This window comes from Pseudomonas viridiflava, assembly GCF_003702045.1.
Classification (GTDB): Bacteria; Pseudomonadota; Gammaproteobacteria; order Pseudomonadales; family Pseudomonadaceae; genus Aquipseudomonas; species Aquipseudomonas viridiflava_C.
In genome coordinates this window covers 90,140-116,963 of sequence record NZ_RBTP01000022.1, presented here as the reverse complement: position 1 = coordinate 116,963, position 26,824 = coordinate 90,140, and the positions used below count along the sequence as shown (strand labels likewise).

Genomic DNA, 26,824 nt, shown 5'->3' with positions numbered 1-26,824 from the left:
GCAAAGAGCCCAAATAAAAACCGGGAGAGGGAACGATGGCCGATATCGATGCGCGACTGCGCGAAGACGTTCACCTGCTGGGTGAGCTGCTGGGCAATACGATTCGCGAACAACGCGGGGCCGATTTTCTCGACAAGATCGAACGGATTCGCAAAAGCGCCAAAGCAAGCAGGCGCGGTTCGGCTGAGGGAGCCGAGGCGCTCAGTTCAAGCGTCGACGGCCTTGAAGACGATGAGCTGCTGCCGGTGGCGCGTGCGTTCAACCAGTTCCTGAACCTGGCCAACATCGCCGAGCAGTATCAGTTGATGCACCGCCGCGAGGACTCACAGCCGCAACCTTTCGAATCCCGGGTGTTGCCTGAGTTGCTCGAAAAGCTCAAGGCCGAAGGTCATGCCCCTGACGCGCTGGCACGGCAACTGGGCAAGCTTGAGATCGAGCTGGTGCTTACCGCGCACCCGACTGAGGTCGCCCGGCGCACGCTGATTCAGAAATACGACGCCATCGCCGCGCAATTGGCGGCACTGGATCATCGCGATCTCAATAGCCTTGAGCGTGAGCAGATCACTGCACGCTTGCAGCGTTTGATCGCGGAAGCCTGGCACACCGAGGAAATCCGTCGCGTTCGGCCGACCCCCGTCGACGAGGCCAAGTGGGGCTTTGCCGTCATCGAACATTCGCTGTGGCACGCGATCCCCAACTACCTGCGCAAGGCCGATCTGGCGCTGCAAGCCGCAACCGGCCTGCACCTGCCGCTGGACGCCGCGCCGATCCGCTTTGCGTCCTGGATGGGGGGCGACCGTGACGGCAACCCGAACGTGACTGCCGCCGTCACCCGCGAGGTCCTGCTGCTGGCCCGCTGGATGGCCGCTGATTTGTACCTGCGCGATGTGGACAGCCTGGCGGCCGATCTGTCGATGCAACAGGCCAGCGATGCGCTGCGTGCCAGCGTAGGCGACAGCGCCGAGCCTTATCGCGCCGAACTCAAGCGCCTGCGCGAACGCCTGCGGGCGACCCGCAATTGGGCCAATGCGTCGCTGGCCGTCACTCAGCCTGCGCCAGAGGCGGTGCTGCATGACAATCGCGAGCTGATCGAACCCCTGATGCTGTGCTTCCAGTCGCTGCACGAATGCGGCATGGGCGTGATTGCCGATGGACCGCTGCTGGACTGCCTGCGCCGCGCAGTGACTTTTGGCCTGTTTCTGGTGCGTCTGGATGTGCGTCAGGATTCCAGCCGACATTGCGCAGCAATGACCGAGATTACCGACTACCTGGGGCTTGGGCGCTACGAGGAGTGGGACGAGCAGACCCGCATCGAATTCCTGTTGCGTGAACTGAACAACCGCCGTCCTTTATTGCCAGGCTATTTCAAGCCTGCGGCGGATACGGCGGAAGTGCTGGCGACCTGCAGGGAAGTGGCGGCAGCGCCAGCGGCCTCGCTGGGTTCGTACGTGATTTCGATGGCTGGCGCGGCGTCCGATGTGCTCGCCGTGCAACTGTTGCTTAAAGAGGCCGGTTTGCAACGGCCCATGCGCGTCGTGCCTCTGTTCGAGACGCTGGCCGACCTGGACAACGCCGGGCCGGTCATTGAAACGTTGCTGGGCCTGCCGGGCTATCGCTCGCGCCTGCACGGTCCTCAAGAAGTCATGATCGGCTATTCCGACTCGGCCAAGGATGCGGGCACGACCGCAGCGGCCTGGGCGCAATACCGGGCCCAGGAAAAGCTGGTGCAGATCTGCCGCGACCAGCAGGTCGAGCTGCTGCTGTTCCACGGCCGTGGTGGCACCGTTGGACGTGGCGGCGGTCCGGCTCACGCGGCGATTCTGTCCCAGCCGCCCGGCTCGGTGGCGGGGCGTTTCCGCACCACTGAGCAGGGCGAGATGATTCGCTTCAAGTTCGGTTTGCCGGACATCGCCGAACAGAACCTCAACCTGTATCTGGCTGCGGTGCTGGAAGCGACGCTGCTGCCGCCGCCGCTCCCTGAACCTGCCTGGCGCACGATGATGGACCAACTGGCCAGCGATGGCGTCAATGCCTACCGGGCAGTGGTCAGGGAGAATCCCGAGTTCGTCGAGTATTTCAGCCAGGCCACGCCCGAGCAGGAATTGGGTCGTCTGCCGCTGGGCAGTCGCCCCGCCAAGCGTCGCGCAGGCGGCGTCGAGAGCCTGCGTGCCATCCCGTGGATTTTCGCCTGGACCCAGACGCGGCTGATGCTGCCCGCCTGGCTGGGCTGGGAAGCGGCGCTGACCAAGGCGCTGGAGCGCGGCGAGGGTGATGTGCTGGCACAGATGCGCGAGCACTGGCCGTTCTTCAGAACCCGTATCGACATGCTGGAAATGGTGCTGGCCAAAGCCGATACGGACATCGCCAGGCTCTACGACGAACGTCTGGTGGAGGATGGGCTGCAACATTTGGGCGCACATTTACGCGACCTATTGTCGCAGGCGTGTACGGTGGTTCTGGGGCTTACCGGGCAGACGCAATTGCTGGCGCATAGCCCTGAAACGCTTGAGTTCATCAGCCTGCGCAACACGTACCTCGACCCCTTGCACTTGCTTCAGGCGGAGCTGTTGTCGCGCTCGCGCCACCGTGAAGCGCAACTGGACAGCCCTTTGGAACTGGCATTGCTAGTGTCTGTAGCGGGGATCGCGGCAGGGCTGCGCAATACCGGCTGATGGCCAGACTGGCGCGGCGGGCGCTGGATTTGACGCCCGTCACGACAGACGCAGCGTTTAGCGGCTAACCTGCCGAAGAGGTTGCAGCAGGTCGTACGGCTGGATAGCCCAGGCACACACGCTAGTGTGCCTGCGGTTACTGCGACTTTTGGCGGCTTGTGCGGCTTGGGTCTGCTGTGTATCTTGATCAGCCTTTTGGCCTATTGGCCTGATTCATTTTTTAGATTGGCCCCTGAGGCGAATCCGATGATTTCCATATAAAAAATTTGAGGAGCATGACGATGCGCGTGATTCTGCTGGGAGCTCCCGGGGCCGGTAAAGGTACTCAGGCAAAATTCATCACTGAAAAGTTCGGCATCCCGCAAATTTCGACAGGCGACATGCTGCGCGCGGCGGTCAAGGCCGGTACAGAGCTGGGCATCAAGGCTAAAAGCGTCATGGATTCGGGCGGTCTGGTTTCCGATGACCTGATCATTGGCCTGATCAAGGACCGTCTGGCTGAGCCGGATTGCCAGAACGGCGTGCTGTTCGATGGCTTCCCGCGCACCATTCCCCAGGCCGAAGCGCTGCTGAAGGCCGGTCTGGAAATCGACCACGTGCTGGAAATCGCTGTCGATGACGAAGAAATCGTCCAGCGCATGTCTGGCCGTCGTGTTCACCCGGCTTCCGGGCGTACGTACCACTTGCAGTACAACCCGCCGAAAATCGAAGGCAAGGACGACGTCACGGGCGAAGAGCTGGTGCAGCGCCCGGACGATGTGGCAGAAACCGTACGCCATCGTCTGTCGGTCTATCACGAGCAGACCAAGCCGCTGGTTGAGTTCTACAGCAAACTGAGTGCCGAGAATGGCAAGCCCAAGTGCAGCCATATCCCAGGCGTCGGCTCTGTCGAAGAGATCACCGCCAAGGTGCTCAAAGCATTGAGCTGAGTTGATACAGACTGCTCATTAATGGCCCGCTTGCGGGCCATTTGTCATTTATACTGCGCCACTTTTCCATGACAACGGACACACCGATGACCACCTTGCTGGCCCTGGACACCGCCACTGAAGCCTGCTCGGTCGCTTTGCTGCATGACGGCAAGGTACTGAGCCATTACGAGGTGATTCCGCGCCTGCACGCCCAGCGCCTGCTGCCGATGATCAAAGACCTGCTGGCCGAGGCGGGCATCGCCATGTCGGCACTGGACGCTATTGCGTTCGGCCGTGGCCCGGGGGCTTTCACCGGCGTGCGCATTGCCATCGGCGTCGTTCAAGGTCTGGCCTTTGCACTCGAGCGTCCGGTACTGCCGGTTTCCAATCTCGCCGTACTGGCGCAACGTGCCTACCGTGAGCAAGGTGTGTCGCAGGTAGCCGCCGCCATCGATGCACGAATGGATGAAGTGTATTGGGGCTGTTATCGCGAGTCGGCTGGCGAGATGCGGTTGGTGGGAGACGAAGCGGTCATGGCGCCGGAGCTTGCTGCGTTGCCTGCAAATGCCGCTGGAACGTGGTTCGGTGCAGGCACCGGTTGGGGCTATGCCGGGCGCATTCCGGTCGCCTTGTCAGGGCATGACGCCTGCCTGCTGCCTCACGCACAGGATCTGCTGACGCTGTCCACCTTTGCCTGGAACCGTGGCGAAGCCGTCGCGGCCGATGATGCGCAGCCGGTCTATCTGCGTGACAAGGTGGCAACGCCCAAGGCGCGTTAATGTTCATGCCTGAGCTGGTTAGTTAGGGCGATTGCAAGCAAAGTATCAATTAGCCATCTACCGTTTATCGTTTTAATGTGACTTAAATCGGCTGTGCTCAAACAATTTGCAATATGTGTGGTCTAGTTAACGTTAGGAAGTTTGCAAGCATCCGGGCTGTAACGTTAAATTGCCACTACAGAAGCCGAGTAACTATTGATGCGCATCGACGGACCCTCACAACGTTCTTACCCTATCAAGCGAAAGCCGCAAAAGCAGCCTTCGATTGTTGAGGGCTCTTTCGAAGAAGTCACGACTGATGACCTTCCGCCTGTGCCTGCGCGGGCGTCCCGTCGCGAAGCTGACGAAGGCCCGATTGGCAGCACAGCCAATGTGCCTGCGCGTCCGCAGGACATCATCTTTCCCCGGTCCATGAGTTCTCGAGTCGCCAACGCCCTTGCCAGTTACCTGAGCACGGCCAGCTTTGTGGATTGGGACCTTGAAGTGTCGGGGCTCGATCTTCACGTCTGATTGTGTCCATCCTGCCTTACTACCTCGGTTGCCCTTCCTGGAGTGAAAACGCCTGGCGCGATTCGCTGTATCCCGAAGAGGCTCGCCCGACTGATTTCCTGAGCCTGTACTCACAGGTTTTCAATGTGGTCGAAGGCAATACGACGTTCTATGCCCGTCCCGCGGCTTCCACCGTGCAGCGTTGGGCCGAGACGATGCCTGAAGACTTTCGCTTCACTGCCAAATTCCCCCGCGACATTAGCCACGACGGCGATCTGCGCGCGCAGGTGACCGCTGCTGAAACCTTCATCCAGTTGATGGCACCTCTCGGCCAGCGGGTCGCGCCGTTCTGGTTACAGTTGTCGGCCGGTTTCACACCGCAGCGCTTGGCCGAACTGGTCGGCTTCATCGACGAGTTGAATGTGCCGCTCGCAGTGGAAGTGCGAAACATGGCGTTTTTCATGAAGGGCGACGAAGAGCGCATGCTCAATCGCATCCTGCTGGATCGTGGCATTGAGCGTATCTGTCTGGACTCGCGGGCGTTGTTCAGCTGTGTGTCCAGTGACCCTGCCGTGCTGCATGCGCAATCCAAGAAACCGAAGGTGCCTGCTCGTCCGGCAGCGCTGACTCAGTTCCCGCAGGTGCGCTTCATCGGCCGTCCCGAGCTTGAGGCCAACGACCCGTTTCTGGTGCAGTGGGTGGAGAAGGTTGCGGTCTGGATTGAAGAGGGCCGGGTGCCTTACGTGTTTCTGCACACGCCGGACAACCTGCGCGCGCCCGAGCTGGCGCGTCGTTTTCATGAGCAACTGATGGTTCGCCTGCCGGGGCTGCCGCCGTTGCCTGAACTGGATCGCGGTCCAGCGGTGGAGCAGTTGGGCTTGCTCTGAGGTCGCCAGTTGTGGGTTTATGGAGACTCACACCTGGAGAGCCTGCACATGGATCAGCATCACCTTCTCAAAGCACAGACATTCAAGGCCTTGCACGAGCGCGACGGGGCCTTTGTGATCCCGAACCCGTGGGACGCCGGTTCGGCCAGGCTGCTGGCCTCAATGGGTTTCGAGGCGTTGGCGACCACCAGCGCGGGCCTGGCCTTTACCTTGGGACGAGCCGACGCCGAGGGCGCACTCAGCCGTGACGACACGCTCGCCAACGTGGCAGCCATTGTGGCAGCCACACCCCTGCCAGTCGCTGCCGACTTGGAAAACGGCTTCTGCGACAGTCCACAGGGTTGCGCCGAGACACTGCTCAAAGCCGCAGCGACAGGCCTCGTGGGCGGCTCCATTGAAGATGCTACCGGTCACGCAGATCACCCCATCTACGATTTCGAGCTGTCTGTGGAGCGTGTCCGGGCGTCGGCCGTCGCAGTGCGCAGCCTGCCGTTTGCGTTCATGCTCACGGCGCGGGCCGAAAACCTGCTGCACGGCCGGATGGATTTCGCTGACACCCTGCGCAGGCTCGAGGCTTACGCCGAGGCAGGCGCAGACGTTCTGTATGCGCCGGGCCTGCGGACTCGGGAGGAGGTGATTGCGGTGGTGAGTGCAGTCGCTCCCAAGCCGGTCAATGTCCTGATGGGGCTGGGCGGGGTCACGCTGTCGGTTGCGGATCTGAGCGAGTGCGGCGTCAAGCGCATCAGCGTCGGGTCGTCGCTGGCGCGCGCAGCCTTCGGTGGGCTTTATCGGGCCGCCGAAGAGATTCGCAACTACGGCACCTTCAATTACGCCGGGCAAGCGATGCCATTCGATCAACTGAACGATCTTTTCAAAGGCTGAGCATGCGCGTGTTCCTGTTGTTGCTGATGCTCTGCGCCGCTGCGATGGCAGCGGTGTGGAAGGGCTGGATTGACGTGCCGCCACAGTGGAATCCTTGGGCTCCGCTGGACGTGCGCGCCGAGCCCAATCTGCTGACGCCGTTCAAGCTGTCACGTCTGCGAGACGATCCGGAGCTGTGCGATCAGGTGCTGAGTGCTTCCGGCCTGCGCTTCAGTCGTCAGGCCGATAGTCCGGCTTCGGCGCGTTGCCCGCTGGAGAACACGTTGCGCGTGCAGGGTGGCGACGTGGCCCTCAGCAGCAGCTTCCTGGCCAGTTGCCCGTTGGCGGTGGCGTACGTGCTGTTCGATATTCATACCTTGCAACCTGCCGCCCAAACCGTTTTCGGTCAGCGAGTCGCTCGTATCGATCATTTGGGCAGCTTTGCCTGCCGTAACATCTACAACCGCGCCAACAGCCGGCTCAGCCAGCATGCAACCGCCAATGCGCTGGACATCGCCGGTTTTCGCCTGGCTGACGGTCAGCGCATCAACCTGCTCAAGGATTGGAACGATTCAGGCGAAAAGGGGCGTTTTCTGAGGCTGGTGCGCGATGGGGCCTGCAAGAACTTCAGCACGGTGTTGGGGCCGGAGTACAACGCGGCCCATCGTGATCATTTCCATGTGGACATGGGGCGCTGGCAGGTGTGTCGCTGATCAGGCAGCCATGCGCAGGTTTTGCAGAATCAGCGGGCGAGCCCAGACGTTCTCGTAGTCGAACTGACGCTGCTGGGTGGCGATGGTCTTCTCGTCGAGGGGCAGAGCAGGCTTGTCAGCCAGGTCCCACTCCAGCTCAGCGATTGGCAGGTGCAGCGGGCGAGTCTGTGGGGCAGGGCCTGGCGTCACGTCGCTGTGGGCATTGAGTACGGTAGGGCGCACCCAGTTGCTTTCGAATTCCAGATGGCGCTGCTGCTCGATCATGTCGGCGATGCTGAAGGGTTCGGCCGGCGGTGGCAGCAGGTCGAGTTCGAATTCGGCAATCGGCAGGAACAGCGGCTCTGGCGGCTTGACCTCGGTGTCGTTCACCGGACAGGCGCGCTGCTCGACGATCTTGCTCAGGGTCTTGGCGCCAGCGACGGGCTCACCGGTTTCGACATCCACTTCCACACTCGTGGGATGGACGGGGATCGGAGTGCTGTCGGCGACCTGATCAGCCATTGCACGTGCAAACGCATCCGACCACAACTGGGTAACACCACCGAGGGTGCGACTGTTGCGTACGCTAAAGTCGCCTGAGTGCGACAAATAGCCAATGGATGTTTGAACAATGTCTGACATAGCGATCAGTACTGGCCTTGGGTCTGGCAAAATGCCGGATACTTTGGTTATCGGCAGATTTTGCCGATCATTAACATTTTTTGAGCGTGTGTAGACGTAATGAGTGAACAGCAGGCAGGCAGTCGCATCAGGGTCGAAGCCCTGATGACGAACGGGCAGGATCAGGCGGCGCACTGGGCGCAGCGCCTGGGTTTGCCGTTGCAGGATGAACAGGCCGATTTTGCCCTGCAAGTGACCGACGATGGCTTGCAATTGCAGCAATTGGACGACGATGCGCCCGGCGCGGTACGGGTCGATTTCGTCGAAGGCGCTGTGGCTCATCGCAGGCTGTTCGGCGGCGGCACCGGGCAGATGATCGCCAAGGCCGTGGGTATTCAGCCGGGTGTCAGGCCGCGCGTGCTGGATGCCACGGCCGGGCTTGGCAAGGATGCGTTCGTGCTGGCGAGTCTTGGGTGCGAGATGAGCCTGATTGAACGCCAGCCGATCATCGCTGCACTGCTGGAAGACGGCCTCTTACGAGGGCGCGATGACCGGGACGTGGGGTCGATCATTGCCCGGATGCGCTTGTTGACGGGTAATTCGATCCAGCTGATTGGCGACTGGCAGGGCGAACCGCCGCAGGTCATCTACCTTGACCCGATGTTTCCGCACCGGGAAAAGACGGCGCTGGTCAAAAAAGAGATGCGCCTGTTTCGTCCGTTGGTGGGCGATGACATGGACGCGCCAGCCTTGCTGGAAGCCGCGTTGGCACTGGCCACGCACCGAGTCGTGGTCAAGCGCCCGCGCAAGGCGCCCTGCATCGACGGCCCCAAGCCCGGCTATGCGCTGGATGGCAAATCCAGTCGTTACGACATCTATCCCAAAAAGGCGCTCAAGCCCAAGGTCGCCGACTAGGCTGGCCGTTTCGGGACCGGTTTAAAGACTGCGTTCAGGCTGATAGGCACGCATGAACAAGGTGACCACTTCCCGCACATGCTGGTCGGCAGTGTCCGCATCCGGTGGGTTGTTGTAACCCACCAGAAGCCGGAAGTTGTGAATGCCTTTGACCATGTTCAGAAAGTGCTCGGCAGCCCTGCGCGGGTGTTCGATGCGCAAGCTGCCGGTTGCGTCGATCTCGACCAGCACGCGTTCCATTTCGCTGATGAGCTTGAGTGGCCCCGCCTCGAAGAAGATCCTCGACAATTGAGGATCCTGTGTGCCAAGCGCCACCATCAAACGATGCAGTTCGAGAGACTCCGGGCTATTGACGAGGCATTGGAACGCACGCGCAATGTTCAACAGCGCGGTCTCGACGGTTGCACCTTGCGCCAGATGAAACAGCACGGCAGGCATTTGCTCTTCGCAACGCGCCACCACGGCGGCTGAAAACAGCGTTTCCTTGTCGGTGAAATGGCTGTAGACGGTGAGCTTGGAAACCCCGGCTTCGCTGGCAATTGCGTCCATGCTGGTGTTCACGTAGCCGTTGCTCACGAACAGATTCTTCGCAGATTCAAGAATGGCTTTGCGCTTCTCAAGGTCCTTGGGGCGACCGGGGCCGGTGGTGATCGGTGTGTCAGGCATAAGTTCAAATAATGTACTGGTGAGTTTGATAATTTTTAATATACTCGCCAGTACAATTATTCCAAGCCTGTTTTGATGAAGGTTTACATCATGCTCCGCGATGTCATGCCGCTTCTCGTGCCGCTGTGTCTGGTCTCTTTGCTGACCGCCTGCGGTCAGGAAACCACCACCCCGGTTTTCGTCCGCCCCGCGATGGTGGTGCAGCCGCTGCCTTCGGCTCAGTCGATGGACAGCTATCCGGGCGAAGTACGCGCCCGGTTCGAGCCCGAGCTGGCGTTTCGTATCGCGGGCAAGGTGAGCAAGCGGCTGGTCGAGGAGGGGCAGCGGGTCAAAGCCAATCAGCCTCTCGCTGAGCTCGACGCTCAGGATGTGCGCCTGCAACTGGACGCCACCCGTGCGCAAGTCACTGCTGCTGAAGCCAACCTGCAACTGGTGCGTTCCGAGCGTGATCGCTATAAAACTCTGCTGGACCGGCAGATGGTCAGCCGCTCGCAATACGACAACGCTGAAAATCTCTATCGCGCAGGCGAAGCCCGGCTCAAGCAGATCAAGGCCGAGCTGACCGTTGCCGACAACCAGACCGGCTACGCGGTCTTACGGGCCTCACAGGATGGCGTGATCGCCAGGCGATCGGTCGAAGTGGGGCAGGTGGTCGCTGCCGGGCAGACCGTTTTCACATTGGCGACCGATGGTGAGCGGGAAGTGCTGATCAGCCTCCCGGAACAGAATTTTGCCCGCTTCAAGGTCGGCCAGCCCGTTTCGGTCGAACTGTGGACCGCGCGCGATCAGCGCTTTGCCGGGCGTTTGCGTGAGTTGTCGCCGTCTGCCGATCCTCGTTCCCGGACCTTCGCGGCGCGTGTGGCGTTTGCCAGCGGGCAGGTGCCCGCCGAGTTGGGCCAAAGCGCACGCGTGTTCATCGCGACCGAGCATGCAGTGCCGCTTTCCGTGCCACTGGCGGCGGTAACCGCAGAGAACGGTCAGACGTACGTCTGGCGTGTCGCCCCCGACAGCACCGTCTCGCGAGTGCCCGTGCAGGTCGGCCCTTACGGACAGGAGTCGGTGCCGGTGCTTGAAGGCGTGAAAGAAACCGACTGGATTGTGGCCGCAGGTGGGCATGTACTGCGTGAAGGCGAGCCTGTACGCCCGGTGGATCGAAGCAATCGAGCCGTGACGCTGGCAGCCAAGGAGTAGGCCCCCCATGCATTTCAATCTTTCCGAATGGGCGCTGCGTCACCGCCAGGTCGTGCTGTATTTGATGATCGTGCTTGCCATCGTTGGTGCGCTCTCTTACACCAAGCTGGGCCAAAGTGAGGATCCGCCGTTCACGTTCAAAGCGATGGTGATCCGTACGCTGTGGCCGGGCGCCAGTGCCGAAGAAGTGGCCCGTCAGGTCACGGACCGGATCGAAAAGAAACTCATGGAAACCGGTGAATACGAGCGCATTGCTTCGTTCTCGCGGCCCGGCGAGTCCACGGTCACCTTCGTGGCACGTGACTCGATTTTTTCCGCGTACCTGCCTGAGCTTTGGTATCAGATCCGCAAGAAGGTCGGCGACATTCGCCAGAACCTGCCGCCCGATGTGCAGGGGCCGTTCTTCAACGACGAGTTCGGCACCACGTTCGGCAATATCTACGCGCTGACGGGCCAGGGCTTCGATTACGCTGTGCTCAAAGACTACGCCGACCGTATTCAGATCCAGCTCCAGCGTGTGAAGGATGTGGGCAAGGTCGAGCTGATCGGCCTGCAGGACGAGAAAATCTGGATCGAGCTGTCGAACGTCAAGCTCGCCACGCTGGGTTTACCGCTGCAGCAAGTGCAGCAGGCACTACAAGCGCAGAACGCGGTGTCCTCGGCGAGCTTTTTTGAAACGCCCAGCGAGCGTATCCAGCTTCGGGTCAGTGGACAGTTTCAAAGCGTGGACGAGATTCGTAATTTCCCGATTCGCGTGGGTGATCGCACGTTTCGAATCAGTGATCTGGCCGATGTGCATCGTGGCTTCAACGATCCGCCTGCGCCGCGCATGCGCTTCATGGATGAAGATGCCATCGGGCTGGCGGTGGCCATGAAAGACGGGGGCGACATTCTGATCCTTGGCCGTGCGCTGGAAACCGAGTTCGCCCGGTTGCAGAAAAACCTGCCTGTCGGCATGCAATTGCGCAAGGTGTCCGATCAGCCGGCAGCGGTGAAGACCGGTGTCGGCGAGTTCGTGCAGGTGCTGGCCGAGGCGCTGATCATCGTTTTGTTGGTGAGCTTCTTTTCGCTGGGGGTTCGTACCGGCATGGTGGTGGCGCTGGCCATCCCGCTGGTGTTGGCGATGACCTTTGCGACCATGTATTACCTGGGCATCGGCCTGCACAAAATCTCGCTGGGCGCGCTGGTGCTTGCGCTGGGCCTGTTGGTGGACGACGCGATCATCGCCGTGGAGATGATGGCGATCAAGATGGAGCAGGGCTACGACCGGCTCAAGGCGGCCAGCTTTGCGTGGACCAGCACGGCGTTCCCGATGTTGACCGGCACGCTGATTACGGCAGCGGGCTTTCTGCCAATTGCCACGGCACAGTCGAGTACCGGTGAATACACACGCTCGATCTTTCAGGTGGTGACCATCGCTCTGATCGCCTCCTGGATTGCCGCAGTGATGTTCGTGCCCTATCTCGGTGACCGGCTGTTGCCAGACCTCGCCAAGCGAGACGCTGCCAGGCACGGCAGCCATGCCCCGGATCCTTATGCGACGCCGTTCTACATGCGTGTCCGCGCTCTGGTGGGCTGGTGCGTGAGGTGCCGCAAGACCGTTATTGTCGCCACGGTCGGCCTGTTTGTGCTGTCCGTGGTGATGTTCAAGTTTGTCCCGCAGCAGTTTTTCCCGGCCTCCGGGCGTCTGGAGTTGATGGTGGACCTGAAGCTTGCCGAAGGATCCTCTCTGGTGAACACGGCCGAACAGGTCAAGCGCCTTGAGCAGATGCTCAAGGGCCATGAAGGCATCGACAATTACGTGGCCTATGTTGGCACAGGCTCGCCGCGCTTCTACCTGCCGCTGGATCAGCAACTCCCCGCGCCCAGTTTCGCCCAGTTCGTGGTGCTCACCCGCAGCATCGAGGATCGTGAGGCTCTGCGCACGTGGCTGATCGCTCACCTCAACGAGCAGTTTCCGACCCTGCGTTCCAGGGTGACGCGCCTGGAAAACGGCCCGCCCGTGGGTTACCCGGTGCAGTTTCGCGTTACTGGCGAGCACATCGAAGTGGTCAGGGCGCTGGCGCGCAAGGTGCAGGACAAGGTGCGTGAAAACCCGCACGTGTCCAATGTTCACCTCGATTGGGAGGAACCGAGCAAGGTGGTGCACATGAACATCGATCAGGACCGCGCTCGGGCGTTGGGCGTCACCACCGCAGACCTGTCGGCGTTCCTGCGCAATTCGCTGACCGGTTCCACCGTCAGCCAGTATCGCGAAGACGATGAACTGGTGGACATCATGGTGCGTGGCACCCGCAACGAGCGTGAGCAACTGGACGCGTTGTCCAGCCTGTCGGTGCCTACGCAGAACGGTGCCAGCGTCGCGCTTTCACAAGTGGCCACGTTGGATTACGGCTTTGAAGAGGGCGTAATCTGGCACCGCAATCGCCTGCCCAGTGTGACGGTGCGTGCAGACATTTATGGCAAGGACCAGCCTGCGACACTGGTGAAACAGATCATGCCGACCCTGGACGCGGTGCGTGCCGAATTGCCGGACGGTTATCTGCTGGAAGTGGGTGGCACGGTGGAAGACTCTGCACGCGGACAGAACTCGGTCAACGCCGGTGTGCCCTTGTTCATCGTGGTGGTGTTGACCCTGCTGATGATCCAGTTGCGCAGCTTTTCACGCATGCTGATGGTATTCGTAACCGCACCGTTGGGACTCATAGGGGTGACGCTGTTTCTGTTGCTCTTCAACCAGCCGTTCGGCTTTGTCGCGATGCTGGGCACCATCGCGCTGTCCGGGATGATCATGCGCAACTCGGTGATTCTGGTGGACCAGATCGAGCAGGACATCGCTGCCGGACTGGACCAATGGCATGCGATCATCGAGGCCACTGTTCGCCGGTTCAGGCCTATTGTGCTGACCGCACTGGCTGCGGTGCTGGCCATGATTCCACTGTCACGCAGCCTGTTTTTCGGGCCGATGGCAGTGGCAATCATGGGCGGCCTGATCGTTGCCACCGCGTTGACCCTGCTATTTCTTCCAGCGCTGTATGCGGCGTGGTTCAGGGTGAAGAAGGTAGAGGGCGTGTAACCCGCCTCATACCGCAGCGCTTACAACGCGCCAAACACTTTCTTCGCCAGTCCGGTCGCCGCCGCGGCCGGGTTGGCGCGGATGCTTTCTTCCTGCTTGGCGATCATCTCGAACAGTCCATTGAGCGCTTGTTCAGTCACATAGCTTTCGATGTTGGCGCTTTTGCTGTCCAGCATGCCCAAGGACGAGGCCTTGCCCGCGAAGGCGTTGTATTTCTGTGCCAGGCCGACCTGATCGGTGGCTTTCTTGACAATGGGGAGGAACTTGGTGCGAATCTGCTCGCGGCTGGTGCTGCTCAGGTACTGAGTTGCCGAATCCTTGCCACCGCTGAGAATCGACTTGGCATCGGTTACGCTCATCTTCTTCACGGCATCCACCAGTAGCGCCTGTGCTTGTGGCACGGCCGCTTCAGCCGCCTGGTTCATGCTGGTTTCCAACTGGTCGACTTGAGTGCCCATGCCGAGCATTTTCATTTTCTTGGCGACCTGACCCAGCTTGCCGGGCAGTTCGATCCGCACTTCTTCGTTTTTGCTGAAGCCGCCCGGCACGCCCAGTTGCTTGACGGCAACCTGTGCGCTTTGGGTCAGGGCGTCCTTGAGGCCGCCGGTGGCATCCGATTGCGACAGATCACCCAGTGACAGGGCGAAGACGTTGGCCGACAGCAGCAGGCCTGCGCAGAGGCCGGCAATGGTAAACGTGGGGCGAAGCATGGCAGCGTCCTTTTTGATGAGGTCTTGGAGGCAGCGCCGAATCCGGTGTCGGCGCTGTATGCAACTGAGCGTATCAGGGAAGCGGTTGCGCGGGGTTCAATCTGCTGCCCGATCACTCGGATCGGTGCCGTTCAGTTTGAACCCCGGATGTCGGCGCAGTTCAGCGCTTTAGCTCCCACCGTCCGGCTCGGGTACATTTTCCTGCTGGTGCAACGCCACCTGCCGGATCGACAACCTGATTTCTGCGGGTAACACGCGCTTGGCGGCGCCCTCTGCCAGTTCACCCAGCAGCGGGTGATAGCTCAGCTTGCCTGCCGTGTCCTTACGCAATACGCCCAAATCGAGCAGCGTCTGGATGAAGTGACGGAACAGGCTCTTGTCGAAGAATTCCGGTGCGTTGAGCCCGTGCAGAATCGATAACCGCTGGGCCATGACGGTACACAGGTCTTCCAGCGCTTCAGCCGTCAGCGTTTTTTGACCATTGTTGAGCAACAGAGCAATGGCCATGTAAAAGCGCTGGAGTGTCTGGGCAATGGCGCGCGACAACAGGGTCAGCAGTACAAATTCGCGAGAACTTGGCTCCGGACGTATATACACGTCATCCCTGATGCGCAGCAGGCCCTGTTCGACAAAGGCGGCGAGCCATTGATCGACAACCTCGTCCAGCTCATCCAGGGACCAGCGAATGAACAGCTCCGATTGCAGGTAGGGATACAGCGCACGGGTGTAGCGCAGGATAAGTTCGCGACTCATCCGGGACGAACTCTGGAAAAAGCTGGCCAGCAACGACGGCAACGCGAAAATGTGCAGCACGTTGTTGCGGTAGTACGTCATCAGAACCGCATTCTGTTCGTTCAGGTACAGAATCCTGCCCAGCGCATCCTTCTGCTCGGCTAGCAGGTCCATGCCTTTCACGTGCTCGATCAACGCCCGTGCATCGACTTCGGGCAGGGTCATGTGCGGTGAGTACGGGACGGCGCGTAGCAGTGTCAGGTACAGGTCGAGGACCCGCTCCATCGCTTGGTCATCCAAGGCCAGTCGATGGGTCGACAGCAACGCTACGGCCACCAGGTTCATCGGGTTGACGGCTGCCGCTTCGTTCAGGTGCTGCGCCACACGTTCGCCCAAGCGATGCGTGGTGCCGCTGAGCCAGTCCGGCTTGAATTGCGGGGCCAACTCCTGCTCACGCCAGTCCGGCTGCTCGGCATCGAGAAACTCGGCCAGCTTGATCGGTTCGCCGAAGTTCACCGACACCTGACCGAAGCGCTGCTTGAGTGCGCCAATTACTTTGAAAATGTCGAAGATCGACTCTTTCTTCTTGGTCGCGCCGCGCAGCTCACCCAGATAAGTACGGCCTTCCAACACGCGTTCGTAGCCGATATACACCGGGATGAAGACGATCGGCATCCGCGAGTTGCGCAAAAAGCTGCGCATGGTGATGGCGAGCATGCCGGTCTTGGGTTGCAACATACGCCCGGTACCACGAAATACTCGACCGGAAAACCTTTGGTGAACAGCGTGTGCAGGTATTCGTTGAACACCGCTGTGTACAGCGGGTTGCCTTTGAAGGTCCGGCGCATGAAGAACGCACCGCCGCGCCTCAACAGGCTGCCGATCACCGGCATGTCCAGGTTGATCCCTGCTGCGATGTGCGGCGGTGTCAGGCCGTTGCGGAACAGCAGATACGAGAGCAGCAGGTAATCGATGTGGCTGCGATGGCACGGGACATAAATGACTTCATGGCCCGGCGCGACTTCCTGCACGCCCTCGATGTGGCTGACTTTGATGCCATCGTAAATCTTGTTCCAGAACCAGCTCAGCACCACTTCCAGAAAGCGAATGGCCGAATAGGTGTAGTCCGAGGCGATCTCGTTGCCATAACGCAGCGCCAGTTCTCGCGCTTTCTCTTCGGAAATTTTCTCGCGCTGGGCTTCTTCGACAATCGCCTGCTTGACCAGCGGCTCGTCCAGCAGGCCCTTGACCACATTGCGCCGGTGCGAAACGTCAGGACCGATCACCGCGCTTTTCAGGTTGCGGAAATGCACCCGCAGCAGTCGCTGGGTCATGCGCAGTGTCAGCTCGTAGCCTTTGTTTTCGCCCACCAGTTCACGCATGTGAATCGGCGCGGAAAATTGCACACGGGTCTTGCGGCCCAGAATCAGGATGCTCACCAGACGACGCAACCGACCGGTCACGGCCCAGCTGTCGGCAAACAGCAGTTTCCAGGCGCTGGACTCGCGGTCAGGCGATTGCCCCCAGAACACGCTGACCGGGATGATCTGCGCATCCTCGTTCGGGTTCTGGCTGACGGCCGCGACCAGACGCTCCAGTGTTGGCGGCGCACCACGCTTGTCGTGGCGGCCGAGCCAGTCGGGTGAGGGCGTCAGGTAGAAGAACGCGGCAGGCTCCATCAGGTTGCCAACCGATACCGACAGCACCGGACGAGGCAGGCCAGCCTTGCGGCATTCGGTGTCGAGGACGGCAAGGTCACTGATCGAAGGCGACTGCAAGGCGTAGAACACCGGCCGGCTGCGGTCGAGATTGAGCGTGAAGGACGATTGGTTGATGGTTTCCGAGCGAACCCAGAGGTACAACAAACGGCGCAGAGTGCCGAACACAAGACGGCGGAATGGAGAGCGAGTCATACGGCTTCTGCTGAATAAAGGGCGGCTGCCCGAGATGGCGCCAGTGTGACGCATCCCGAGGCGATGGGCAAAAACGGTGATGGGGCGCGCAAACCGGGACAAGACGAAAGCGTCTGACTGAATGCATACCCCGGGAGGCAGCTTGCTGGCGATGGCGTCAGTTCAGCCACTGATAGGTCGCATCGAAAAAGAATCGTCGGCAAGCCGCCGCTTATCAAACAACCTGTAACCCACTGAATAAAATCGGCTTGTGGGAGCGGGTCGGGCGGCGTTCCGTTTGTCCGCAAAAAGGCCGTTACATCCGACGCAGATGCAGTGGCTGAACTTCTGCATGCGCGGACAAGTCCGCTCCCGCTGAGTTTGCTGCGCTACAGCGCTACCTCGAAGACGTGATGAGGCCGCCCACAGTTCGTTAGTTGTCGCGAGACATGTGTATCACGATGCTCGCGGAGCATGGACACGATCAGGATTGCGTGTACCAGCTCGTTCCCACGCTCTGCGTGGTAACGCCTCGCAGGACGCTCCGCGTCCGGGCCTTATGCTCCGGAGCGGGGTGTGACCGTTCCGTGTTCCTGCTTCCATCCGGTCGCTTACGACGTCCGCCAGGTGATCTCTTCTTCGCCATCGGCACTGATGCGCATCCAGCGGTCGGCTGTGTCGTCGCTTTCTTCTTCCACCCAGGTGCCCGGCGCACAGCGTACTTCAACGTTCAGCGCCGCGAAGGCAGCACGCGCGCAGGCAATATCGTCGTCCCACGGTGTCTGGTCGCTTTCCAGGTACAGGCTGTTCCACTTGCCTACGGCCTTGGGCAGCCAGGTCACGGGCACATTGCCTGCCTTGCACTTCCAGGTCTGGCCTTTCTGTGCCCAGTCGCTGCACGGGCCGATGGCGTCGCCGAGCCATTTGGCGATTGCCTTGTGGTCGACGTCTTCGTCTTTCAGGTAGATCTCGATATCAGGTTGGCGCATGGGTGCCTCTTTTGAATGCTTAGTGCAGCACGAAATAATCGTAGCGCATGGAAACGGTGACCTTGAAGGGGCCCGGATGTTCGATGACGGCGGTGCGGCGTTCGGCGCTGGCTCGCCACCCGTGGGGCGTCATGGCCAGCAGGTCGGCGCGTGACTGGCCGTCGATCAGCTTCAGGGTGTAGCGCAGGGTTTCGCTGTGCTGCAATTGCATGCCTGGCGGCACCAGCGCCAGATGTTTGTCATCGGCGTACTCGCGCACTTCGTCATACAGGCGCTGGCGCAGTTCCATCAAATGTTCGTTGGTCGGGCCGACGCGCATCAGTCCGCCACCGGGCGTCAGCAGGCGCTTGGCTTCGGTCCAGTCCAGCGGGCTGAAGACGCTGGCCAGAAACTGACAGCTGGCGTCCGGCAACGGCACACGGGCCATGCTGGCGACCATCCAGGTCACGTTCGGGTCACGACGGCAGGCACGTTTGACGGCCTCCCGGGAGATGTCCAGCGCATAGCCATCGGATTTTGGCAGCGCCTCTGCAATCTGAGCAGTGTAATAACCTTCGCCACAACCGATGTCCAGCCAATGGGCCGGTGCGCGTTCAGCCGCCAGTTCGGCCAGTCGCCGGGCAACCGGCGCGTAATGACCTGCGTTGAGAAAATCGCGTCGTGCCTCGACCATCGCCTGATTGTCGCCGGGATCACGGCTGTTCTTGTGTTGCACCGGCAGCAGGTTCAGGTAGCCCTGCCGCGCACGGTCAAAACGATGATTGGCGGGGCATACCACGCCGTTGTCGGCCGCGCTGAGCGGCCCCGAGCAGATAGGGCATGTCAGCATCAGGCGAGCAACTTGACCAGTGTCTGGTAGTAGATCTCGGTCAGCACATCAAGATCGCTGGCCTGAATGCGCTCGTTGACCTGATGGATTGTCGCGTTGACAGGCCCCAGTTCGACCACTTGAGTGCCCAACGTCGCAATGAAGCGACCATCGGACGTACCGCCGCTGGTCGAGGCCTTGGTGTCGCGACCGGTGACGTCCTTGATGCTCGCGGACACGGCGTCCAGCAGGGCACCCGGTTCGGTGAGGAACGGCAGGCCAGACAGCGCCCAGTCGATGTGCCAGTCCAGTTCATGTTTGTCGAGAATAGTGGCGACGCGCTGCTGCAGACCTTCGACGGTCGATTCGGTGGAGAAACGGAAGTTGAACACCGCCTCCAGATCGCCCGGAATCACGTTGGTGGCACCCGTGCCGGAATTGAGGTTGGAAATCTGAAAGCTGGTCGGCGGGAAGAAATCGTTGCCGTTATCCCAGTGCTCGGCAGCCAGCTCGGCCAGCGCGCCAGCCGACAGATGAATCGGGTTTTTCGCCAGATGCGGATAAGCGACGTGACCCTGCTTGCCGCGTACGGTGAGCTTGGCGCCCAGCGAGCCGCGACGACCGTTCTTGACCACGTCGCCCACCAGCGTGGTGCTCGATGGCTCACCGACGATGCACCAGTCTAGGCGTTCGTTGCGTGCCGCCAGTCGCTCGACCACCGCCTTGGTGCCGTGATGGGCCGGGCCTTCTTCGTCACTGGTGATCAGAAACGCCACCGATCCGCGATGATCGGGGTAGTCGGCCACGAAACGTTCAGAGGCCACCAGCATGGCTGCCAGGCTGCCCTTCATGTCCGCCGCGCCACGGCCGCACAGCATGCCATGTTCATCGATCAAGGCATCGAACGGATCGTTCTGCCACTGCCCGACCGGGCCTGTTGGCACCACATCGGTATGACCCGCGAAGCACAGCACCGGACCTTCGTGGTTGCCATGCGTTGCCCAGAAATTGTCCACGTCTTCGATGCGCATCGGCTCCAGCTTGAAGCCGGCATCGCCCAGACGCTTCATCATCACGGTCTGACAATCGGCATCGACCGGTGTGACCGATGGTCGACGGATCAGATCGCAGGCAAGCTGCAGGGTAGGCGAAAGGTCGGATGGGGCCGTCATGTACAGAACTCCGGTAGCCAGACTGGGGGCGCGAAAAGGCCGTTATCTTATATCAAAACGATGAATTTAACGTTCGTATATGAAGATCTCTGCCACGACCAGCCGTTTTTTGGCGGGCCACAAGCATCGACAGATGTCTCATTGCGCACGACGGCCTATAATGCGCGCCGGTTTTTGAGGTAATGAACATGAGTGCAGAGGATCCGCGTTTCGCAGGCATTGCCCGTTTGTACGGCATTGAGGGGCTGGAGCGTCTGCGTGCCGCACACGTGGCGGTGGTCGGCATCGGCGGCGTGGGCTCCTGGGCGGCGGAGGCCTTGGCGCGCAGCGGTGTGGGCGAAATTTCGCTGTTTGACATGGACGACGTGTGCGTCAGCAACAGCAACCGCCAGTTGCATGCGTTGGACAACACCATCGGGCGTCCGAAAGTCGAGGTGATGGCCGAGCGGATTCGGGCCATTAATCCCGACTGTGTGGTGCATGCAGTGGCTGATTTCGTCACCCGCGACACGATGGCCGAGTGCATCACGCCGCAGTTGGACTTCGTGATCGACTGCATCGACAGCGTCAACGCCAAGGCGGCGCTGATTTCCTGGTGCAAGCGACGCAAGATCCAGATGGTAACCACCGGCGGGGCAGGCGGACAGATTGACCCGACGCTCATTCGGATTGCCGACCTGAACCGTACCTTTAACGATCCGCTGGCCTCCAAGGTGCGTTCGATCCTGCGCAGTGACTATGGCTTTTCGCGCACGCCGAACCGGCACTACAGCGTTCCGTGTGTGTTCTCCACCGAACAACTGCGTTACCCGAAACCGGATGGCAGCATTTGTCTTGAAAAGAAATTCGTCGGTGACGGCGTAAAGCTGGACTGCGCAGGCGGGTTCGGTGCGGTGATGATGGTGACCGCGTCGTTCGGCATGCTTGCTGCGACCCGCGCCGTGGACAAATTGGTAGCAGGCACACGCCGACCCTCGGAGCGGGTCAAGCCTGCGACAGAGGCCTCCAGTCAGGCATGAGTGAGTTCACGCATTTTCTGCAGCACGGCATTCAGGCCGTTGCTGCGCGAAGGCGATAACTGACGACTCAGGCCCAGTTGGCTGAACCAGCCCGGCAAATCCACGGCGTGCAGCTCTTCGGCTGACAACCCGTCAACCCGCGCCAGCAGCAGGGCAACCAGACCGCGTATCAGGCGCGCATCGCTGCTGGCACGAAAACGCCAGTGACCTGCGTTGACTTCACCGGTTAGCCAGACTTTGCTTTCACAGCCGTGAACCAGATGCTCGTCCGACTTTTCGTCGTCGCTTAATGCCGGGAGCCGGTCGCCCCATTGCATCAACAGCCGTGCCCGCTGTTCCCAGCCTTGCAACTGACCAAACGTATCGAGCGCTGTTTGTGCCGCTGCTGGCAGGCTCATCTGAGCAGTTCCAGTGCTTGATCCAGCGCTGCGAAAAATTGCAGCAGGTCATCGGAATCGTTGTACAGCGCCAGCGAAGCACGGATGGCGCCCGGCAGACCAAGGCCCTTGAGCAGCGGCATCGCGCAGTGGTGGCCAGCACGTACTGCGATGCCCTGTTCTGTCAGCAGGTGGGCGAGATCGGCATTGTGCACGCCGTCCACGACGAAGCTCACCAGCGCCAGATCGGGGGAGCCCAGCACGCGGATGCCGTCACGCTGTTGCAAGCCTTCCAGCAGGCGGCGATGCAGCTTGAGTTCATGGTCTGCCACTGCCTGATGGTCCAGGCTTTCGAGGTAATCCAGTGTTGCGCCCAAGCCGATCACGCTGGCGATGGGAGGCGTGCCGGCCTCGAAGCCCAGCGGGGCAGGGCGAAACTTCGAATGATGATAATCGGCGGTCAGGACCATCTCGCCACCGTACTGCCAGTGCGTGAGGCTGGGCAGTGCGTCATTTCGGCCGAAAAGCACGCCGAGCCCCTCAGGGCCATACAGCTTGTGGCTTGAGAATACGTAAAAGTCGCAGCCCAGCGCCTGGACGTCGTGACGGCCGTGAACCACGCCTTGCGAGCCGTCCACCACGGTAAAAGCGCCTTGGGCCTTGGCCAGAGCGATGAGGCGCGGCAAAGGCTGCCAAGTGCCAAGGACATTGGAAAGCTGACTGACCGCCAGTAACCGGGTACGAGGGCCGATCAGGTGAGCGGCCGTTACACAGTCAATCACGCCATGCGTGTCGAGTGGCAGGATCACGAGCTTCAGATCCAGTCGCTGCGCCAGCTGTTGCCAAGGCAACAGATTGGCGTGATGTTCCAGCGCGCTGATCACGATTTCATCGCCCGCCTCGAACTCGTGCGCCAGGCCATAGGCAAGCAGGTTGAGCGCAGACGTCGCGCCATGAGTGAAGATGATCTGTCCGCAGTCGCCCGCATTGAGCCAGTGGGCGATCTTGCTGCGACTGTCTTCGAAGGCCTGGGTGGCGTGCGCGCCAGGCAGATGCTGCGCACGATGCACATTGGCGGCACCGCTTGCGTAGTAATGAGTCAGGGCATCGATCAGCACCTGAGGTTTTTGCGTGGTGGCGGCATTGTCCAGATAGGTCTGGCCTTGCCGTTGCAAGGCGGCGATGGCAGGAAAGTCAGCGCGCCAGGGGGAAGGAAGGGGCATGATTCGTCCAGCTCGGTGAAGCGGGTTCGGATGCTGCGCCTCGAACCCGCACACGGCATCAGTTGTGAGCGTGCAGTGCTTCGTTCAGCTCCACGGCCGACTTGTGGGTCTTGCACTCCACTGCGCCGGTCTGCGAATTGCGACGGAACAACAGGTCGCTTTGACCGGCCAGGTCGCGCGCCTTGACGATTTTGACCAGCTCGTTGTTCTCGTCGAGCAGGGCCACTTTGGTACCTGCGGTCACGTACAGTCCAGACTCGACGGTATTGCGATCACCCAACGGGATGCCGATACCGGCGTTGGCACCGATCAGGCAGCCTTCGCCGACCTTGATGATGATATTGCCGCCACCGGACAACGTACCCATTGTCGAGCAGCCGCCACCCAGGTCCGAACCCTTGCCGACGAACACGCCCGCAGAGACACGCCCTTCGATCATGCCCGGGCCTTCGGTGCCGCCGTTGAAGTTGACGAAACCTTCATGCATTACGGTGGTGCCTTCGCCGATGTAGGCACCCAGGCGTACGCGAGCGCTGTCAGCGATGCGCACGCCGCTCGGCACCACGTAATCGGTCATTTTTGGGAACTTATCCACCGAGAACACTTCGAGCAGTTCGCCTTTGAGGCGCGCTTCCAATTGACGTTCGGCCAGCTCGCTCAGGTCCACTGCGCCCTGGCTGGTCCATGCCACGTTGGGCAGCAGCGGAAAGATGCCGGTCAGGTTCAGACCGTGCGGCTTGACCAGACGATGCGACAGCAGGTGCAGTTTCAGGTAGGCCTCAGGGGTCGAGGTCAGCGGCGCATCTTCAGCCAGCAGGGTCGCAACCAGCGGCTTGTGGCTTTCTGCCAGACGGTTGAGAAGAGCAGCCTGCGTGGCATCGACCGACTTGACCGCGTCAGCCAATTTGTAGGATTGATCGACGTTGAACGTGATCGCTTGATTACCACCGGTGTAGCCCAGCGCTGGCGCGATGGCCGCGATCAGTTCTGCCGATGGATTGATCACTGGCTGTGCGTAGAACACTTCCAGCCAGGCGCCTTCACGGTTTTGAGTGCCAACGCCGAAGGCCAGGCTGAACAGGGTAGTGGACATGGAATACCTCTTAACTTATCTAGGGCTATCAGAAGCGTCCCGGCTTACTGAATGGCCGCTTTGTACAGGTCTGGTTTGAAGCCAATCAGGGTCTTGTCGCCCAGATCGAGCACGGGGCGCTTGATCATGGACGGTTGCGCGTGCATCAGTTCGATGGCCTTGGCCTGATCGATATCCGCTTTCTGCGCATCGTCGAGCTTGCGAAACGTCGTACCTGCCCGGTTGAGCACCACTTGCCAGCCGTGCTCATTGCACCACTGCTCCAGGTGTTCGCGGTCGATGCCCTGCGTCTTGTAGTCATGAAAATCGTAACCGACGGCGTTTTCATCGAGCCAGGTACGCGCTTTTTTCATGGTGTCGCAGGCTTTTATGCCAAATAGGGTGTAAGTCATTGTTTTGTATGGGGCGATTGATAGCTCTGGACAGTCCCCATTACCTCCCAGGAAATTTAGCCGGTGATTATGCCACGTCAGCGTCCCGAGCGCCTTGGCTGTCTGGCGCAGTTGCCCGGACCACAGTAGGTGAAGAACATTTCACTCACCTGACACTTGAGCGACAGGCGGTAACGGGCAATGATGATGTTCCACATGTAAGATCGGGTGCGTTATGTCTGAACAAGAAAAGAAGAGGGAAGCGGCGCTTATCCGACAACGTTATTACAGGGAACGTCAACGCGCGGAAGGCTTTAAGCAGAACACCATCTGGATCCACAGCCAGGCGGAGATCGAAGGACGAATGGCGGCGCGGGAAGGAAAACCGCTGTTGCCGATGAGATCCCATGATCCCGTCAGTTGGGCTGTTGGATGGATCGGTGAGACTTTGAGAGTCCGGGATTAGGCTTCATCTGGTCAGTCGCGCCACGTGCCGCAGATCGCGATACGTGGCGCGCATTTCAACGCAACGTCTGACGGCGTTACGGTTGTTCGAATTTTGAGTTGTTGCGGTCAGGATAAATCGACTTCATAAATTCGATGTCTTTAGTGCTCAGCGTCTTGCCAATATTGATCACTTCAAAATCGCCCAGCGTCAACGCATTGGGGATGTCGAAGTGCATGATCGAATCACGGTCATAGGCGGTGTAGTGAAAGTCCGCCGCTTCATATTGATCCAGAAAATTCCTGGCGATCAGCTCTTCGCTGTAGCCGGCCTGGGCCAGCAATTGGCGCAGTAGCGGCTCATTCCACGGGATTTTCGCGTCCGGATGTTGGTGTTCATGGACAGCGCCCAGTGCATGTCCGAACTCATGCAGAACGATACGTTCCAGTTCGGGTTTGGGGCTCAAGTCGTTTTCAAAGATCTCCGTGAAGTTGAACTCCATCGTGCTTTGATCCTGCGGGACCAACAGGGCGTCAGTCCCCACTTCGCTCCAGTTCAGTCGGGTGTTCAGGCCAATGCGGATGTCGCTGTGACCACTGGTCACAAACTCGAATTTCAGGTTCACATGGGGCAGCCATTTACGCGCGGCATCGATGATTGGCTGGGTCAGCGGGGCAGGTGGGTTTTTAGGAAACGCGATTTTCAAGGTTCGTCCGCGAGACCAGTACTTATTGAAGGCCACCAGGATGCGGGGTTGGCGTTCACCGGTTTCCGATACGTAGCCCGTTTCAGATTCATAGGTCGGGGTGATAGCCGCATTGGCCGGGTTTTCGCCTATTGCCGCTTCGTAGGACGCCTGATAGTCCGCTGCGTCTCGCATGGAGCACAGCATGGGCAGGGTTGGGAGAGGGGTTGGATCTGACATGCAGTTGATCTTCGTGTGGGTGATAAGTAAGGCACGAAGATAACCAGCTGCTAGGCGCTGCTGGTGTTACATAAATACTGCGCCGCACAGGGGCAGGCGGCGCAGCGTCTGGCTTACTTGCGTACGAAGTCGCGTATCCGCTCGGCGGCCTCGATGCACTCTGCAAGAGGAGCCACCAATGCCAGGCGAACCCGGCCTTTGCCTGGATTGACACCGTCCACTTCACGCGACAGATAAGAGCCGGGAACGACAGTGACATGCTGGTCGACGTACAGGTCGCGGCAGAAAGCGGCGTCGTCCGTGCCTACATCTGGCCACAGGTAGAAACCGCCGTCCGGGCGCTGCACATCCAGCACTGGGGAGAGAATATCCAGAACGGCATCGAATTTCTCGCGGTACAGGTCACGATTGGCGCGCACGTGCGCTTCGTCATTCCAGGCGGCGATACTGGCCAGTTGGGTTTGTACCGGCATGGCGCAACCGTGGTAAGTGCGATACAGCAGGAACGCTTTGAGAATGTCTGCATCGCCCGCCACAAAGCCCGAACGCAGCCCAGGCAGGTTGGAGCGCTTGGACAGGCTGTGGAACACCACGCAGCGCTTGAAATCCTGGCGACCCAGTTCGACGCACGCACTGAGCAGACCGGGCGGCGGCGTCTGCTCGTCAAAGTAAAGCTCGCTGTAGCACTCGTCGGCGGCGATCACGAAATCGTATTCGTCTGCCAGGGTGATCAGTTTCTTCAGGGTTTCGACCGGGATCAGCGCGCCCGTCGGGTTGCCGGGTGAGCAGAGGAACAGAATCTGGCAGCGTTTCCAGATGTCCGGCGTTACGGCATCGAAGTCGGGGTTGAAGCCGTTTTCGCTCAGGCACGGCAGATAGTGAGGGTGTGCGCCAGCCAGAAACGCTGCGCCCTCGTAGATCTGGTAGAACGGGTTGGGGCTGACGACCAGTCCGTCGTCACTGCGGTTGACCACGGTCTGGGTAAAGGCAAACAGCGCCTCGCGGGTGCCGTTGACCGGCAGCACATTGCGCGCCGGGTCCATCCAGCCTTCAGGCAGATCGAACCTGCGCGTGCACCAGCCTGCTATCGCTTCACGCAGTGCGGGAATGCCCAGGGTGGTGGGATAGACCGCCATCTGGTCTAGATTGTCAGCCAGCGCTTTGGCGACAAAATCAGGCGAACGGTGCTTGGGTTCGCCAATGGACAGTGCAACCGGACGTTTTTCCGGATTGGGCGTCACGCTGCCCAGCAGAGCGCGGAGCTTCTCGAACGGATAAGGCTGTAGCAATTGCATGGCGTGGTTCATG

The 26,824-nt window shown here is 60.4% G+C and carries 24 protein-coding genes and 1 pseudogene; 12 read left to right on the top strand and 13 right to left on the bottom strand.

The genetic code is table 11. The annotated features are described in order from the left end of the window. Positions 1-35: 35 nt before the first annotated feature. From ppc to ALP40_RS08545, 7 genes are all read left to right on the top strand, one after another. Positions 36-2,672, top strand: coding sequence for a phosphoenolpyruvate carboxylase (ppc, locus tag ALP40_RS08580; protein WP_122207866.1), 2,637 nt, complete (start codon positions 36-38; stop codon positions 2,670-2,672). Between the two features lie 281 nt (positions 2,673-2,953). Continuing rightward, positions 2,954-3,601, top strand: a complete 648-nt coding sequence (gene adk, locus ALP40_RS08570; RefSeq protein WP_122207864.1) for an adenylate kinase — start codon at positions 2,954-2,956, stop codon at positions 3,599-3,601. An 86-nt stretch (positions 3,602-3,687) separates the two neighbouring features. After that, positions 3,688-4,362, top strand: coding sequence for a tRNA (adenosine(37)-N6)-threonylcarbamoyltransferase complex dimerization subunit type 1 TsaB (gene tsaB / locus ALP40_RS08565; protein ID WP_122207863.1), 675 nt, complete (start codon positions 3,688-3,690; stop codon positions 4,360-4,362). 198 nt (positions 4,363-4,560) lie between these two features. After that, positions 4,561-4,872: a hypothetical protein gene (locus tag ALP40_RS08560; protein ID WP_122207862.1), complete on the top strand. Its 312-nt coding sequence runs from the start codon at positions 4,561-4,563 to the stop codon at positions 4,870-4,872. Positions 4,873-4,874: 2 nt separating this feature from the next. Further along, the gene (locus tag ALP40_RS08555; RefSeq protein ID WP_183136018.1) at positions 4,875-5,738 is read left to right on the top strand and encodes a DUF72 domain-containing protein; all 864 of its coding nucleotides are present in this window, start codon (positions 4,875-4,877) and stop codon (positions 5,736-5,738) included. A 48-nt stretch (positions 5,739-5,786) separates the two neighbouring features. After that, on the top strand, positions 5,787-6,620 hold the full coding sequence (locus ALP40_RS08550) for an oxaloacetate decarboxylase (protein WP_122207860.1): 834 nt from the start codon (positions 5,787-5,789) through the stop codon (positions 6,618-6,620). A gap of 2 nt (positions 6,621-6,622) precedes the next feature. Next, positions 6,623-7,312: an extensin family protein gene (locus tag ALP40_RS08545; RefSeq protein ID WP_122207859.1), complete on the top strand. Its 690-nt coding sequence runs from the start codon at positions 6,623-6,625 to the stop codon at positions 7,310-7,312. Here the strand turns inward: ALP40_RS08545 and ALP40_RS08540 are convergent, their stop codons facing one another. After that, positions 7,313-7,933: an energy transducer TonB gene (locus ALP40_RS08540; protein WP_122207858.1), complete on the bottom strand. Its 621-nt coding sequence runs from the start codon at positions 7,931-7,933 to the stop codon at positions 7,313-7,315. It abuts the gene before it with no gap. Between the two features lie 99 nt (positions 7,934-8,032). Here ALP40_RS08540 and ALP40_RS08535 point away from each other — a divergent pair, with 99 nt between their 5' ends. Then, positions 8,033-8,827, top strand: a complete 795-nt coding sequence (locus ALP40_RS08535) for a class I SAM-dependent methyltransferase (RefSeq protein ID WP_122207857.1) — start codon at positions 8,033-8,035, stop codon at positions 8,825-8,827. Positions 8,828-8,848: 21 nt separating this feature from the next. Here the strand turns inward: ALP40_RS08535 and ALP40_RS08530 are convergent, their stop codons facing one another. Beyond that, entirely contained in the window at positions 8,849-9,493 is a 645-nt protein-coding gene (locus ALP40_RS08530; RefSeq protein ID WP_122207856.1) for a TetR/AcrR family transcriptional regulator, read from the bottom strand. 90 nt (positions 9,494-9,583) lie between these two features. Here ALP40_RS08530 and ALP40_RS08525 point away from each other — a divergent pair, with 90 nt between their 5' ends. Both ALP40_RS08525 and ALP40_RS08520 read left to right on the top strand, forming a co-directional pair. After that, positions 9,584-10,684, top strand: coding sequence for an efflux RND transporter periplasmic adaptor subunit (locus ALP40_RS08525; protein WP_122207924.1), 1,101 nt, complete (start codon positions 9,584-9,586; stop codon positions 10,682-10,684). 7 nt (positions 10,685-10,691) lie between these two features. After that, entirely contained in the window at positions 10,692-13,760 is a 3,069-nt protein-coding gene (locus ALP40_RS08520) for an efflux RND transporter permease subunit (protein ID WP_122207855.1), read from the top strand. Positions 13,761-13,780: 20 nt separating this feature from the next. Here ALP40_RS08520 and ALP40_RS08515 read toward each other — a convergent pair whose 3' ends face one another. The 5 genes and pseudogenes from ALP40_RS08515 to dapE all read right to left on the bottom strand — a co-directional run bounded on the left by ALP40_RS08515 (position 13,781) and on the right by dapE (position 20,063). Beyond that, positions 13,781-14,470, bottom strand: a complete 690-nt coding sequence (locus ALP40_RS08515; RefSeq protein WP_122207854.1) for a DUF4197 domain-containing protein — start codon at positions 14,468-14,470, stop codon at positions 13,781-13,783. A gap of 168 nt (positions 14,471-14,638) precedes the next feature. Further along, positions 14,639-17,115, bottom strand: a pseudogene (gene plsB / locus ALP40_RS08510) (glycerol-3-phosphate 1-O-acyltransferase PlsB). 590 nt (positions 17,116-17,705) lie between these two features. Continuing rightward, positions 17,706-18,083 carry a hypothetical protein gene (locus ALP40_RS08505; RefSeq protein ID WP_122207853.1) on the bottom strand — a complete coding sequence of 126 codons (378 nt, stop codon included), beginning with the start codon at positions 18,081-18,083 and terminating at the stop codon, positions 17,706-17,708. A gap of 19 nt (positions 18,084-18,102) precedes the next feature. Further along, positions 18,103-18,912 (bottom strand): putative RNA methyltransferase, encoded by an 810-nt coding sequence (locus tag ALP40_RS08500; RefSeq protein WP_122207852.1) that lies wholly within the window; start codon positions 18,910-18,912, stop codon positions 18,103-18,105. After that, entirely contained in the window at positions 18,912-20,063 is a 1,152-nt protein-coding gene (dapE, locus tag ALP40_RS08495) for a succinyl-diaminopimelate desuccinylase (RefSeq protein ID WP_122207851.1), read from the bottom strand. The genes ALP40_RS08500 and dapE overlap by 1 nt, the downstream gene beginning before the upstream one ends. A 188-nt stretch (positions 20,064-20,251) precedes the next feature. On the opposite strand from dapE, the gene tcdA reads away from it, so the two are divergent. Then, complete coding sequence (tcdA, locus tag ALP40_RS08490) at positions 20,252-21,082, top strand: tRNA cyclic N6-threonylcarbamoyladenosine(37) synthase TcdA (protein WP_122207850.1); 831 nt, start codon at positions 20,252-20,254, stop codon at positions 21,080-21,082. Here the strand turns inward: tcdA and ALP40_RS08485 are convergent. Genes ALP40_RS08485 through ALP40_RS08470 form a run of 4 tightly spaced genes read right to left on the bottom strand, consistent with a single transcriptional unit; the run spans position 21,073 to position 24,167 of the window. Then, positions 21,073-21,480, bottom strand: coding sequence for a SufE family protein (locus tag ALP40_RS08485; protein WP_122207849.1), 408 nt, complete (start codon positions 21,478-21,480; stop codon positions 21,073-21,075). The two genes, tcdA and ALP40_RS08485, sit on opposite strands and share 10 nt — an antisense overlap. Further along, positions 21,477-22,682, bottom strand: coding sequence for an aminotransferase class V-fold PLP-dependent enzyme (locus tag ALP40_RS08480; RefSeq protein ID WP_122207848.1), 1,206 nt, complete (start codon positions 22,680-22,682; stop codon positions 21,477-21,479). Before ALP40_RS08480 ends, ALP40_RS08485 begins: the two co-directional genes overlap by 4 nt. A 58-nt stretch (positions 22,683-22,740) precedes the next feature. Continuing rightward, complete coding sequence (dapD, locus tag ALP40_RS08475) at positions 22,741-23,775, bottom strand: 2,3,4,5-tetrahydropyridine-2,6-dicarboxylate N-succinyltransferase (protein WP_122207847.1); 1,035 nt, start codon at positions 23,773-23,775, stop codon at positions 22,741-22,743. Positions 23,776-23,819: 44 nt separating this feature from the next. After that, the gene (locus tag ALP40_RS08470) at positions 23,820-24,167 is read right to left on the bottom strand and encodes an ArsC family reductase (RefSeq protein ID WP_122207846.1); all 348 of its coding nucleotides are present in this window, start codon (positions 24,165-24,167) and stop codon (positions 23,820-23,822) included. Between the two features lie 214 nt (positions 24,168-24,381). On the opposite strand from ALP40_RS08470, the gene ALP40_RS08465 reads away from it, so the two are divergent. Then, positions 24,382-24,612, top strand: a complete 231-nt coding sequence (locus ALP40_RS08465) for a hypothetical protein (RefSeq protein WP_122207845.1) — start codon at positions 24,382-24,384, stop codon at positions 24,610-24,612. A gap of 76 nt (positions 24,613-24,688) precedes the next feature. On the opposite strand, the gene ALP40_RS08460 is transcribed toward ALP40_RS08465, so the two are convergent. Both ALP40_RS08460 and dapC read right to left on the bottom strand, forming a co-directional pair. Next, positions 24,689-25,516: a matrixin family metalloprotease gene (locus tag ALP40_RS08460; protein WP_122207844.1), complete on the bottom strand. Its 828-nt coding sequence runs from the start codon at positions 25,514-25,516 to the stop codon at positions 24,689-24,691. A 113-nt stretch (positions 25,517-25,629) separates the two neighbouring features. Beyond that, complete coding sequence (gene dapC / locus ALP40_RS08455; protein WP_122207843.1) at positions 25,630-26,823, bottom strand: succinyldiaminopimelate transaminase; 1,194 nt, start codon at positions 26,821-26,823, stop codon at positions 25,630-25,632. Between the last annotated feature and the right edge of the window lies 1 nt (position 26,824).